Genomic DNA, 12,925 nt, shown 5'->3' with positions numbered 1-12,925 from the left:
CATGAGCACGCCTTCCACTCTCACCGCCTCCGCCACTCCCGCCCGCGCGCCCTGGGCCGCCCGCCGCCTGCTGCGGCTGCTGGAGCGCCTGCCGCACGGCCAGCTGGAGCTGCGCCTGCCTGATGGCAGCGTGCAGCGCCTGCCATCGACCGCCAGCGCGGAGCCCCGCGCCACCGTGCTGCTGCGCGACTGGGCGATGGCCGAGCGCACGCTGCAGTCCGGCGACATAGGCTTTGCCGAGAGCTACATCGACGGCCAGTGGGACAGCCCCGACCTCACCGCGCTGCTGCGCCTGGCCCTCGTCAACCGCGAGCACATCGAGGGCCTCATTTACGGCCGCTGGTGGGGGCGCCTGGCCTACCGCCTGCGCCACTTGCTGCGGCGCAATTCCCGGGCCGGCAGCGCGCGCAACATCCATGCGCACTACGACCTCGGCAACGAGTTCTACCGCCTGTGGCTGGACCCGGGCATGAGCTACAGCGCCGCCTGGTTCGAGGGCCGCGACCCGCGAGGCGTGGACTTGCTCTCCGCGCAGCAGGCCAAGTCGCGCCGCGCGCTGCGCGAGGCGCGCGTGGAGGCCGGCTCGCGGGTGCTGGAGATCGGTTGCGGCTGGGGCGGCCTCGCGGAGCTGGCGGCAGCCGAGTTCGGTGCGCAGGTCACCGGCATCACGCTGTCGGCCGAGCAGTTGCGCTGGGGCCGGGAACGCATTCAGGATGCGGGCCTGGACGCGCAGGTGCAGCTGCTGCACATGGACTATCGCGATCTCGCCGCCCGCCATGCAGGCCACCCGTTCGACGCGGTCGTCTCCATAGAGATGTTCGAGGCCGTGGGCCACGAGTACTGGCGCAGCTACTTCCAGGCGCTCAACGCGTGCCTGAAGCCCGGCGGCCATGCCTGTATCCAGACCATCACGATTCGCGACGACTTGTTCCCCCGCTACCTGAAGTCCACCGACTTCATCCAGCAGTACATCTTCCCGGGCGGCCTGCTACCCAGCCCGTCGGCTTTCGAGGCCGAGGCGCGCCGCGCCGGCTTCGTCGTCGAGAACCGCCTGGCCTTCGGTGCCGACTACGCCGAGACGCTGCGGCGATGGCGCGCCGACTTCGAGGCCAAGCTCGATCGCGTGCAGCGTCAGGGCTTCGACCGCCGCTTCCAGCGCATCTGGGCGTTCTACCTCGCCTACTGCGAGGCCGCCTTCGACACCGGCAGCACCGATGTCGTCCAGTTCACGCTCCGCAAGCCCGCGCCATGAAGCGGCGCCAACTCCTTGCCGCCACGCCTGGCCTCTGCACCATGACCGTTGCCACCGCCCAAGCCACTCCGCCCGCAGAATTGCGCGCCGCGCTGCCGCAGGCCCGCCTGCAGGGCAGCGGCGTGCTGCGCTTCTTCGGCCTGCGCGTCTATGAGGCGCGGCTGTGGGTGGAGCCTGGCTTCGAGCCCGACACCTACGCCCGCCAGCCGTTCGCGCTCGAGCTGGTCTATGACCGGCGGCTGGAAGGCCAGGCCATCGCCGAGCGCTCCGTCGCCGAGATGCGCCGCGTCGGCCCCTTCGATGACACGCAGGCCAAGCGCTGGCTCGCGTTGATGAGGCAGGCCTTCCCCGACGTCGCGGCCGGTGACCGCCTGCTGGGCCTGCATGAGGGCGAGGGCCAGGTGCGCTTCTTCCACAACGGCCGGCAGACGGCCGAGGTGCTGGACGCCGACTACGCCCGGCTCTTCTTCGGCATCTGGCTGGCGCGCCAGACCTCGGCGCCCGCGCTGCGCGATTCGCTGCTGGGCGGCTCCCGCTGACACGCCACGCCATGTCCGCCGCGTCCGCCACCGTGCTCCCCGCACCGCCGCCCACGCTGGGCTGGCGGCCGGGGTGCGCGTATGCGGCGCTGGCACTGCCGCTGGCCTTCGTGTCGCTGCCGCTTTACGTGCAGTTGCCGTTTCACTACGCGTCGGTGCTGGGGTTGCCGCTGTCAGCCATCGGCGCCGTCATGCTGGGCGTGCGACTGCTGGACGCCGTCGTGGACCCGGCGTTGGGCCGGCTCGCCGACCGGTGTTTTGATGCCGGTGCCACCGTGGCTTGGCGGGCGGCGGGCCTGTGCGCCATCGTGCTGGCGCTGGCCTTCGCGGCGCTGTGGCAACCGCCGGCTGGGGCGCCTTCCCTCGTGATCGGCTGGCTGGCCGGCGCGCTGCTCCTGTGCACGCTGGCCTACAGCGCCGCGACCATCCTGCACCAGAGCTGGGGCACACGCTGGGGCGGCGGCCCGGCGCTGCGCGCCCGCGTCACTGGCTGGCGTGAGGGCGGCACGCTTGTGGGTGTGCTGCTGGCCAGCGCCTTGCCCGCCTGGCTGGGCTGGCCGGCCACCAGCCTCGCGCTGGCGGCGCTCCTCGGGCTGGGGCTGGCGGGCCTGCGGCGTGTGCCGCCGCCCGCGGCTGCGGCGCCGGCCGGTCCGGGCGTGGCAGCAGCGCCGGCGTCGCCGTGGCGTGTGCCAGCGTTCCGCCAGTTGCTGGCCGTCTTCGTGCTCAATGGCATCGCTGCCGCTATCCCGGCGACTCTGCTGCCCTTCTTCGTGGCCGACCGGCTCCAGTTGCCGCAGTGGCAGCCGGTGCTGCTGCTGGCCTACTTCGCCTCCGCCGTGGCCGGGCTGCCGTTGTGGGTGCGCGCAGCGGCGCGCTGGGGTGCGGCGCCCGTCTGGCGGGCGGGCATGGTGGCTACCGTGGTGGCCTTTGCGGCGACGCCGTGGATCGGCGCCGGCGACGGCCTGGCGTTTGCAGCCATCTGCGTGGCCAGTGGGCTGGCACTGGGCGCCGACCTGGCGCTGCCCGGCGCGCTGCTGACCGGCGTCATCCAACAGGGCGGCGGCGCCGGCCGCGACGAGGGCCGCTACCTCGGCTGGTGGGCTTTCGCCACCAAGCTCAACCTGGCTCTGGCCGCCGGGCTGGTGCTGCCGCTGCTGGGCTTTGCCGGCTACCGCACCGGCAGTGCCGACGCCGCCGGTCTGCAGGCCCTGGCCTGGGCCTATGGCGGGCTGCCCTGTGTGCTCAAGCTCGCCGCCGCCGCCGCACTGTGGCGGGCCGAGCGCCTCAACCCCCGCTGGAAGGAACGCGAATGAACCTATTGCGCCGCAGCCTCCTTGTCGCGGCTCTCGCACTCGCCGGCTGCGCCGGCCCCACCGTGCAGGACTACGCCCGCGAGCAACCGACCTTCGACCTGCGCCGCTTCTTCGACGGAGAGCTGACCGCCCAGGGCCTGTTCACTGACCGCGCCGGCCGCGTCGTCAAGCGCTTCAGTGTCCGCATGACCGGGCATTGGGAGGGCGACCGCGGTACGCTGGACGAGCACTTCACCTACAGCGACGGCAGCACGCAGCGCCGCATCTGGCGGCTGCAGGCACTGAGCGGAGGTCGCTTCACGGGCACGGCCGACGACATCGTCGGCACGGCCAGCGGCGAGAGCGCCGGCAATGCGCTGCGCTGGGCCTACACGCTGGCCCTGCCGGTGGACGGCCGCGTCTGGGATGTGGCACTGGACGACTGGATGTTCCTCATGGACGAGCGCACGGTGCTCAACCGCTCCGTGATGAGCAAGCTGGGCCTGCACCTGGGCGACGTGACGCTGGTCATCACCAAGCACTGAGATGGCACTTAACCCTCCCTTGCGCGATTGGACCGGCCGGTGGGCCTGGGTTATCGGCGCGTCTTCCGGTATCGGCCGCGCGACGGCGGCTGCGCTGCACCGGCAGGGCGCGCGCGTTGTCGTGTCGGCCCGGCAGTCGGCGCCACTGGCCGCGTTCGCCAGCGAGCATCCGGGCAGCATCGCGCTGCCGCTCGACGTCACGCAGCACGACGCCGTCCAGGCCGCCACGCAAGCCGTGCTGCAGCACGCCGGCGGCGTGCCAGCGATGGTGCTGTACTGCGCCGGCCACTACCGCGCGCAACGCGCGACGGCGTTCGACCATGCGGAAATGGCGCGTCACTTGGCCGTCAACTACGAGGGTGTTCTGCACCTGCTGGACGCGCTGCTGCCGTCGCTGACCACCGCCCGCGGCGGCCACCTGAGCCTGGTCGGCAGCGTGGCGGGCTACCGTGGCCTGCCGATGTCGCTGGCCTACGGCCCCACCAAGGCCGCGTTGAACAACCTCGCCGAGAACCTGTACCTGGACCTGCACCCGCTCGGCATCGGCGTGTCCATCGTGAACCCCGGCTTCGTCGAGACACCGCTGACAGCGCAGAACGATTTCGCGATGCCGGCGCTGATCTCGCCGGACGAGGCGGCCGGGCACATGCTGCGCGGCTGGGCGCAGGGGCGCTTCGAGATGAACTTCCCGCGCCGCTTCACCACCTGGATGCGGCTGCTGCGCTGCCTGCCCGACCCACTGTACTTTGCCGCCGTCCGCCGCACTACGGGAGCCTGAACGTGCCTGACGCCCGCACCCGACGCCTCGTCGATGCCTATACGCGGCTGACCCGCGACAGTCTGCCGGCGCTGCTGGCGCTGTATGATGAGACCGCCGCGTTCAAGGATCCGTTCAACGACGTGCGCGGCCGGCGGGCCATCGGGCGCATCTTCGAGCAGATGTTCGATGAGCTGGTCGACCCGCGCTTCGTCGTGCAGGTGGCGGCGAGCGAAGGCGACGAGGCCTTCCTGACGTGGGAGCTGCACTTCGTGCGCGCGTGCGGCGACGTCTTGAAGATCCGCGGCGCCACGCACCTGCGCCACGGGCCGGGCGGCGTCGTGCTGCACCGCGACTACTGGGATGCGGCCGAGGAGCTGTATGCGCAGCTGCCCTTGCTGGGCGTGCTGATGCGGGCGCTGCGGCGCCGGTTGGCCACGCCGCAGCCGGCTTGACCGGCCGCAGCCGCCGGGCGTCCCGCAAAAACAAAGGCCACCGGGAGACGGTGGCCAGAGTGGGGGGGGCAGGCAGTGCCTGCCGGTGCCGGTGCTTACTTGCCGGCGGCGCCGAGGCGGCGGCCGAGCGTGTCGCCGAATTGACCCACGATGGCGATGGCACAGAAGGCGAGAGTGACGATCAGCAGTTCCATTTCTTTCCCTTTCTTTTGTTTGACGCCTGCATTCTAAGGGTTTTTCCTAGGGTTGCAAGGGTTAACCCTTGATTCTGGTGGGGTGCCTCGGCACCGTCATTTGGCTGCTATATGAACCCGGCATAGGAAGAGCGCGAGATTCGATAAATCAAACCTAGCTGCTTCTCCTAAGCTGCTCGGGTTTTGAACAGACCGGTCTCCCGCCTCATGCGAATCACCAAGCTCACGACGTACCGCGTTCCGCCGCGGTGGATGTTCCTGAAGATCGAGACCGACGAAGGCGTCGTCGGCTGGGGCGAGCCCGTCATCGAGGGGCGGGCGCGCACCGTCGAGGCGGCGGTGCACGAGCTGTCCGAGTACGTCGTCGGCCAGGACCCGGCGCGCATCAACGACTTGTGGCAGGTCATGTACCGCGCCGGCTTCTACCGCGGCGGCCCGATCATGATGAGCGCCATCGCCGGCATCGACCAGGCGCTGTGGGACATCAAGGGCAAGGTCATGGGCCAGCCCGTCTACGAGCTGCTGGGCGGTCTCGTGCGCGACAAGATGAAGGTCTACTCGTGGGTCGGCGGCGACCGCCCGGCGGACGTCATCCGCGACATCAAGCGGCTGCGTGAAGGCGGTTTCGACACCTTTAAGATGAATGGCACCGAGGAGCTGGCCATCGTCGACAGCTCGCGCAAGATCGACGAGGCGGTGGCCCGCATCGCCGAGATCCGTGAGGCATTCGGCTCGGACATCGAGTTCGGGATCGACTTCCACGGCCGCGTCGCCGCGCCGATGGCCAAGCCGCTGTTGAAGGCGCTGGAGCCTTACCGTCCGCTGTTCGTCGAGGAGCCGGTGCTGGCCGAGCAGGCCGAGCAGTACGCGCGGCTGGCCGAGTACACGGCCATTCCGCTGGCCGCGGGCGAGCGGATGTTCTCGCGCTTCGACTTCAAGCGCGTGTTCCAGGCCGGCGGCATCTCCATCGTGCAGCCCGACCTGTCGCATGCCGGTGGCATCACCGAGTGCTTCAAGATCGCCGGCATGGCCGAGGCGCACGATGTGGCCTTCGCGCCGCACTGCCCGCTGGGCCCCGTCGCGTTGGCGGCCTGCCTGGCGGTGGACTTCGTCTCGCACAACGCCGTGCTGCAGGAACAGAGCATGGGCATCCACTACAACAAGGGGGCCGAGCTGCTGGACTTCGTCAAGAACAAGGACGACTTCCGCATCGAGGACGGCTTCATCAACCCGCTGCGCAAGCCGGGCCTGGGCGTCGAGATCGACGAGGAGCGCGTCGTCGAGGCCAGCAAGCAGGCGCCCGACTGGCGCAACCCCGTCTGGCGCCATGCCGACGGCTCGGTGGCCGAGTGGTGATGTCGCAAGCCCGCCTGATCGCGCTGGACTGGGGCAGCACCCGGCTGCGCGCCTTCCTGATGGGCGAGGGCGGCGACGTACTGCAGACGCGCCAGTCCGACGATGGCGCTTCCACGCTGCACGGCGCCGAGGCGTTCGCGCGAGCGCTGGCCGGCCTCGTGGGCGGCTGGCGCGAGCAGCAGCCGCAGCTCCGGCTGCTGGCCTGCGGCATGGTGGGCAGCCAGCACGGCTGGCGCGAGGCGCCCTATGTTCGCTGCCCGGCCGATGCCGCGGCACTGGCCGGCCAGGCGCTGGCGATCGACGATGGCCTGCGCATCATTCCTGGCCTCGTCGACGACGCGGCCCAGCCCGACGTGATGCGCGGTGAGGAGACGCAGATCGTCGGCGCACTCGCGCTGCGGCCCGAGCTGGCGGAGGACGCCTGCCTCGTGCTGCCCGGCACGCATTCCAAGTGGGCGCGCGTCAAGGCCGGTCGCGTGACGGGTTTTGCCACGCACATGACCGGCGAGCTGTTCGCGCTGTTGCGCCAGCACTCGGTGCTGGCTCGGCTGATGCCCGCCGACGGCAGCTCGCCTGCGTCGCCCGAAGCCTTCCTGCAAGGCGTGGACGCCGCGCGGCAGGACGGCGGCCTGGGCCACCAGCTGTTCGCCGTGCGCACGCTGGGGCTGTTCAAGCAACTGGCTCCGGAGCAACTGCCCGACTACCTGTCCGGCCTGCTGATAGGCCACGAGATCGCGCACGGGCTGCACGACCGCGGCACGCGGCTGGCGCTGGTGGGCGACCCCGCACTGTGTGGCCGCTACGTGCAGGCGCTCGCGCGCTTCGACGCACCCGCGCCGCTGCTGCTGGACAACACCGCGCCGGCCGGCCTGTGGCAGCTGGCGCTAACCATGAAGTTGATCTGATGTTGAACGCTGCCCTGCAAGACCTGCCCCTCGTCGCCATCCTGCGCGGCGTCAAGCCCGACGAGGTCGAGGCCATCGCCGACAGCCTGCATGCTGAAGGCTTCCGCGTCATCGAGGTGCCGTTGAACTCGCCCGACGCGCTGGACTCCATCGCCCGCTTGGCGCGTCGCATGCCGGCAGACACCGTCGTCGGCGCCGGCACCGTGCTGAGCGTGCAGGCCGTGGCCGACGTTCAGGCCGCAGGCGGGCGGCTCATCGTCATGCCGCATAGCGACGTGGCCGTCATCGGCGCGGCCAAGGCGCGCGGCCTGTTCTGCGTGCCCGGCGCGGCCACGCCGACCGAGGCCTTCGCCGCGGTCCATGCCGGTGCCGATGCCGTCAAGCTCTTCCCGGCCGAGCTCGTCACGCCCACCATCGTCAAGGCGATGCGCGCCGTGCTGCCGCGCGAGCTGAAGCTGCTGCCCGTCGGCGGCATCACGCCCGACACGATGGCCCCGTTCGTGAAGGCCGGCGCCGCCGGCTTCGGCCTGGGCTCGGCGCTCTACAGCCCGGGGCTGGATGCCACGACCGTGGGGCAGCGCGCCCGCGCCTTCGCCGCCGCCTGGCGCGCGCTCTGACAGCCCAACGAACAAGCCCCAGACCCGATGAACCGCAAGCTCTGGCTGAGCGCTGCGCTGGTGCTGGCTGCCGCGGGCGCCGGTGCCGAGACGCTGCTGCGCGTTGACGCGCGCGCGGCCGTGCCGGAGCCGCACTCCGGCCAGCTGCAGCTGGGCGCCTCGCGGTCGCCGCAGGGCCATGTGCTGGCGGCCAACAACCAGTACCTCATGCAGGACGGCCGCCCCTGGCTGCCGGTCATGGGCGAATACCACTTCAGCCGCGCGCCGGCCTCGCAGTGGGAGGCGCAGTTGCGGCTGATGAAGGCGGCGGGCGTCGACATCGTCGCGAGCTACGTGTTCTGGAACCACCACCAGGAGCAGCCCGGGGCGTTCAACTGGCACGGCAACCGCGACCTGCGCCGCTTTGTGCAGCTGGCCCAGGCGGCGGGTCTGAAGGTCGTCATGCGGCTGGGTCCGTGGGCGCATGGCGAGGCGCGCTACGGCGGCATCCCGGACTGGGTCGTCGACGCGATGCCTACGCGCCGCAACGACCCGGTCTACCTGGCCCAGGTGGACAAGCTCTATGCCGAGATCGGCGCGCAGCTCAAGGGCCTGTTGTGGAAGGACGGCGGGCCGGTCGTCGGCGTGCAGATCGAGAACGAATACAACCTGCGGGGGCCGGGCCGCGGCGAGGAGCACATCCGCACGCTGAAGGCGCTGGCCCTGAAGGCGGGGCTGGATGTGCCGTTCTACACCGTCACCGGCTGGGATGGCACGGTCTATCCGTCCGGCGAGGTGCTGCCTGTGTTCGGCGGCTATGCCGACGAGCCCTGGGCAGCCAGCATGTCCGAGTTGCCGCCGAAGGAGACGCATGCCTTCCGCTTCGACACCCGCGTCAGCGGCGACCTTGGCGCGCAGACGAAGTCGCGCGGCGCCGGCACGGCCGAGACCGACAAGGACCACGTGCCCTTCCTCGGTGCCGAGTACGGCGCCGGCCTGCCGGCCATGTATCGCCGCCGCACGCTGGTCTCGCCTGATGACATCGCCGCCATGCTGCCGGTGCAGCTGGGCTCGGGCGTCAACCTGCTGGGCTACTACATGTTCCACGGCGGCCGCAACCCGGTTGGCGCGAGCGGCGCAGGCCTGGAGGAAAGCACGCTCAGCGGCGGCTACAACGACACGCCGCGCATCAGCTACGACTTCCAGGCGCCGCTGGGCCCGGACGGGCAGCAGCGCCCGGTGCTGACGAAGCTGCGGCCCATCCACTACTTGCTGCGCGAGCATGGCGAGCGGCTGGCGCCGATGGCGGTGCGCCGGCCCGAGCGCACGCCCGCCGGCCCGGCCGACCTGCAGACGCCGCGCTGGGCCGTGCGCAGCCGCGGCGACAGCGGCTTCCTGTTCTTCAACAACCATGTGCGCCAGCACCCGCTGCCGGCGCACGAGGGCGTGCGGTTCGAGGTGCAGTTGCCGGGCGGCACGGTCACGCTGCCCAGCCATCCGGTCGACATCCCGAGCGGCGCCTATTTCATCTGGCCGCTGAACCTGGACCTCGACGGCGTGATGCTGCGCTACGCGACGGCGCAGCCGGTCACTCGGCTGGACGCCGGCGCGCTCGGCATCATCCACGTCTTCGCGCCCACGCCGGGCGTGGCGGCCGAGTTTGCGCTGGCCGACGGCGTCAAGACGCTGTCCGACGCCGGTGCGCAGATGCTGGCCATCGGCCAGTCCAGGGGGCGGCCGGTCCATGTGCTGCTGCTGTCGGCCGAGGAGCTGGAGCAGCTCAATGTGCTGGAGCTGGCCGGCCAGCGCCGGCTCGTCTTCAGCCCGCAGCAGGCCTGGGTGGCCGAGGGCCGGCTGCAGCTGCGCGGCCCGGCCACGCAGCCGCTGCGCGCAGCGGTGTTCCCGCCGCTGTCCAGGCCGCGCGCGCCCGGTCTCGTCGTGCAGCAGGATGGCGCGCTGCAGCGCCTCGCGTTCAAGGCCGGCGCGAGCGAGCCGGCGCTGCAGGTCACCGCCACCCGGCCCGCCGGCCCGGCGCCGCGCGTCCTCAAGGGCGGGCACGCCAACGCAGCGCTTCAACCCGTTCCCGAGGCGTTCGCCAACGCCGCGACCTGGTCGTTGAAGCTGCCTGCCCCACTGCCGGCCGACGCCGAGGACCTGCTGCTGGAGGTGGACTTCGTCGGCGACATCGGCCGCGTCTTCGCCGGCACGAGGATGCTGGACGACTGGTACTACAACGGCCAGCCCTGGCAGATCGGCCTGCGCCAGTTCGGCCTGAAGCCCGGCGCCGAGCTGCAGCTCAGCGTGCTGCCGTTGCGCAGCGACGCGCCGATCTACATCGACGCGGCCCACCGCCCCGACTTTCCGGACGGCCAGACGCAGGTGGCCCAGCTGCGCAGTGCGCGGCTGCTGCCGATCCGCCACGCCGCCATCACGCCATGACCGCCATGGCCGGCTGCCCTTCGGGCCGGCACCCGTCGCGGTCACCGGCCTTCAACGACAACCCTTTCGAGGATGGAGACCCCTCATGAAGATGCAACGACGCGCCGTCCTGTCGCGCAGCCTGCTTGCCGTGCTTGCCGCCACGCCGCTGGCCCTGCAGGCGGCCGAGCCGGTCAAGATCGGCTTCCTGGTCAAGCAGGCAGAGGAGCCTTGGTTCCAGGATGAATGGCGCTTTGCCGAGCAGGCCGCCAAGGAGAAGGGCTTCACGCTCGTGAAGATCGGCATCCCCAACGGCGAAAAGACGATGGCCGCCATCGACAACCTGGCCGCGCAGAAGGCCGTGGGCTTCGTCATCTGCGCGCCGGACGTGAAGCTGGGCGTGGCCATCAACCGTGCGGCCAAGCGGCACAGCCTGAAGGTCATGTCCGTCGACGACCAGCTCGTCGACGGTGCCGGTAAGCCCATCGCCGACATCCCGCACATGGGCATTTCCGGCTACGAGATCGGCAAGCAGGTCGGCCAGGCGCTACTGGCCGAGATGAAGGTGCGCGGTTGGAAGCCAGAGGAGGTCGGCGTGCTGCGCGTCGCCTTCGACCAGCTGCCCACGGCCCGCGACCGCACGGGCGGCGCGGTGGACGCGTTGAAGGCCGGCGGCGTGCCAGTGGCCAACGTCGTCGACGCACCGCAGGCCAAGACCGACACCGAGAGCGCCTTCAACGCGGCCAACATCGCTTTCACGAAGAACGCGAAGTTCAAGCGCTGGGTCGCCTTCGGCCTCAACGACGAGGCAGCGCTGGGCGCGGTGCGCGCCGCCGAGGGGCGTGGCATCAAGCATGACGCGATGCTGGCCATCGGCATCGGCGGCAGCCAGACGGCCATGAACGAGTTCACCAAGCCCATGCCCACGGCGCTGTTCGGCACCGTGCTCATCAGCCCCAAGCGCCACGGCTACGAGACCGCGCTGGCGGTGTACGACTGGGCCACGGCTGGCAAGGCGCCGGCCCCGCTGACGCTGACCAGCGGCGTGCTGATGACGCGCCAGAACCAGGTCCAGCTGCGCCGCCAGATGGGCCTCTGACATGGCCGCACTGCAGTTCGACAACATCACCAAGACCTTCCCCGGCGTGAAGGCGCTGAGCGGGGTCAGCTTCGATGCGCGGCCCGGGCAGGTCATGGGCCTGCTGGGCGAGAACGGCGCGGGCAAGAGCACGCTGCTGAAGATCCTCGGCGGCCAGTACCGGCCCGATGGCGGCCGGCTGCTCATCGACGGCCAGGAGCGGCACTTCGCGTCCGCGGGGGACGCCATCGCCGCCGGCGTGGCCATCATCCACCAGGAGCTGCAGTACGTGGCCGAGCTGACGGTGGCCGAGAACGTGCTGCTGGGCCGGCTGCCGACGCGCCTGGGTTTTGTCGACCACCAGGCCGCGCGCCGCAAGGTGGCCGAGCAACTGGCCAACATCGGCGTGGAGCTGGACCCGGCAGCTCGGCTGTCGGACCTGTCCATCGCGCAGCGCCAGATGGTGGAGATCTGCAAGGCCGTCATGCAGGACGCCAAGGTCATCGCCTTCGACGAGCCCACCAGCAGCCTGTCGCACCGCGAGACCGAGATCTTGTTCAAGCTCGTCAAGCGCCTGCGCGCCGAGGGTCGCACGCTGATCTACATCTCGCACCGGCTGGAGGAACTGTACGAGCTGTGCGATGCCTGCACGATCTTTCGCGACGGTCGCCGCATCGTGACGCATGACGTGATGGCCGATGTGCCGCGCGAGCGGCTGATCGCCGACATGGTGGGCCGCGAGCTGCAGGACATCTACGACTACCGCGGACGGCCCCAGGGCCCCGTGCGGCTGGAGGCCCGCGGTCTGCACAGTGGTCGCCTGCCTGAGCCGCTGAGCTTCTCGGTGCGCGGCGGCGAGGTGCTGGGCTTCTTCGGGCTGGTGGGCGCCGGGCGCAGCGAGCTGATGCGGCTGCTCTACGGCGCCGACGCCCGGCGCGGCGGCGACGTGCTGCTGGACGGCCAGCCCGTGCTGGCCAGCACGCCGGCCGATGCGATCGCCGCGGGCATCGTGCTGTGCCCGGAAGACCGAAAGGAGCAGGGCATCCTGGCCCATGCGTCGGTGGCCGAAAACATCAACATCAGCTGCCGCCGCCATGGCCTGGCCGCGGGCGTGTTCCTGCGTCACCGTCAGGAAGCGCACCGGGCCGACGAATTCATCGCCAAGCTGCGCATCAAGACGCCGCACCGCGAGCAGGAGATCCGCCTGCTGTCCGGCGGCAACCAGCAGAAGGTCATCCTGGCCCGCTGGCTGGCCGAGCCGGGCCTGAAGGTGCTCATCCTCGACGAGCCCACCCGAGGCATCGACGTGGGCGCCAAGAACGAGATCTACCGGATCATCCACGACGTGGCGGCGTCAGGCTGCTGCGTCATCGTCATCTCCAGCGAGCTGCCCGAGGTGCTGGGCATCGCCGACCGCCTCATCGTCATGCGTGACGGCCGCATCAGCGGCGAGCTCCCGCGTGAACAGGCCAGCGAGACCGCCGCGCTCGCACTGGCCCTGCCCGACGCCACCACTGGGGCGCCCGCCCTGCATTGAA

The 12,925-nt window shown here is 70.8% G+C and carries 12 protein-coding genes; all 12 read left to right on the top strand.

Annotated features, from left to right (window positions below; genetic code table 11):
• The first annotated feature begins 1 nt into the window (after position 1).
• The 12 genes from LXT13_RS19065 to araG all read left to right on the top strand — a co-directional run bounded on the left by LXT13_RS19065 (position 2) and on the right by araG (position 12,924).
• Positions 2–1,252, top strand: a complete 1,251-nt coding sequence (locus LXT13_RS19065) for an SAM-dependent methyltransferase (RefSeq protein WP_233373536.1) — start codon at positions 2–4, stop codon at positions 1,250–1,252.
• Positions 1,249–1,791 (top strand): chalcone isomerase family protein, encoded by a 543-nt coding sequence (locus LXT13_RS19060; RefSeq protein WP_419964687.1) that lies wholly within the window; start codon positions 1,249–1,251, stop codon positions 1,789–1,791. The genes LXT13_RS19065 and LXT13_RS19060 overlap by 4 nt, the downstream gene beginning before the upstream one ends.
• A gap of 11 nt (positions 1,792–1,802) precedes the next feature.
• Entirely contained in the window at positions 1,803–3,104 is a 1,302-nt protein-coding gene (locus LXT13_RS19055; protein WP_233373534.1) for an MFS transporter, read from the top strand.
• A complete protein-coding gene (locus LXT13_RS19050; RefSeq protein WP_233373533.1) occupies positions 3,101–3,628 on the top strand; it encodes a DUF3833 domain-containing protein in 528 nt (175 codons plus the stop codon). Before LXT13_RS19055 ends, LXT13_RS19050 begins: the two co-directional genes overlap by 4 nt.
• 1 nt (position 3,629) lies before the next feature.
• Positions 3,630–4,406, top strand: coding sequence for an SDR family NAD(P)-dependent oxidoreductase (locus LXT13_RS19045; RefSeq protein WP_233373532.1), 777 nt, complete (start codon positions 3,630–3,632; stop codon positions 4,404–4,406).
• Positions 4,407–4,408: 2 nt separating this feature from the next.
• Positions 4,409–4,840: a nuclear transport factor 2 family protein gene (locus tag LXT13_RS19040; protein ID WP_233373531.1), complete on the top strand. Its 432-nt coding sequence runs from the start codon at positions 4,409–4,411 to the stop codon at positions 4,838–4,840.
• Positions 4,841–5,241: 401 nt separating this feature from the next.
• The gene (gene dgoD, locus LXT13_RS19035) at positions 5,242–6,390 is read left to right on the top strand and encodes a galactonate dehydratase (protein WP_233373530.1); all 1,149 of its coding nucleotides are present in this window, start codon (positions 5,242–5,244) and stop codon (positions 6,388–6,390) included.
• Positions 6,390–7,295 (top strand): 2-dehydro-3-deoxygalactonokinase, encoded by a 906-nt coding sequence (locus LXT13_RS19030; RefSeq protein WP_233373529.1) that lies wholly within the window; start codon positions 6,390–6,392, stop codon positions 7,293–7,295. The genes dgoD and LXT13_RS19030 overlap by 1 nt, the downstream gene beginning before the upstream one ends.
• Positions 7,295–7,912 carry a 2-dehydro-3-deoxy-6-phosphogalactonate aldolase gene (locus LXT13_RS19025; RefSeq protein ID WP_233373528.1) on the top strand — a complete coding sequence of 206 codons (618 nt, stop codon included), beginning with the start codon at positions 7,295–7,297 and terminating at the stop codon, positions 7,910–7,912. Before LXT13_RS19030 ends, LXT13_RS19025 begins: the two co-directional genes overlap by 1 nt.
• Before the next feature lie 27 nt (positions 7,913–7,939).
• Entirely contained in the window at positions 7,940–10,330 is a 2,391-nt protein-coding gene (locus LXT13_RS19020; protein WP_233373527.1) for a beta-galactosidase, read from the top strand.
• Positions 10,331–10,421: 91 nt separating this feature from the next.
• Entirely contained in the window at positions 10,422–11,408 is a 987-nt protein-coding gene (locus tag LXT13_RS19015) for an arabinose ABC transporter substrate-binding protein (RefSeq protein ID WP_233373587.1), read from the top strand.
• A gap of 1 nt (position 11,409) precedes the next feature.
• Entirely contained in the window at positions 11,410–12,924 is a 1,515-nt protein-coding gene (gene araG, locus LXT13_RS19010) for an L-arabinose ABC transporter ATP-binding protein AraG (protein WP_233373526.1), read from the top strand.
• The last annotated feature ends 1 nt before the right edge of the window (position 12,925 follow it).

It is taken from the genome of Pelomonas cellulosilytica (assembly GCF_021353265.1).
Lineage (GTDB): Bacteria > Pseudomonadota > Gammaproteobacteria > Burkholderiales > Burkholderiaceae_C > Pelomonas > Pelomonas cellulosilytica.
Note: the sequence above shows the minus strand (reverse complement) of the source record. Positions and strands in the feature narration are given on the sequence as shown.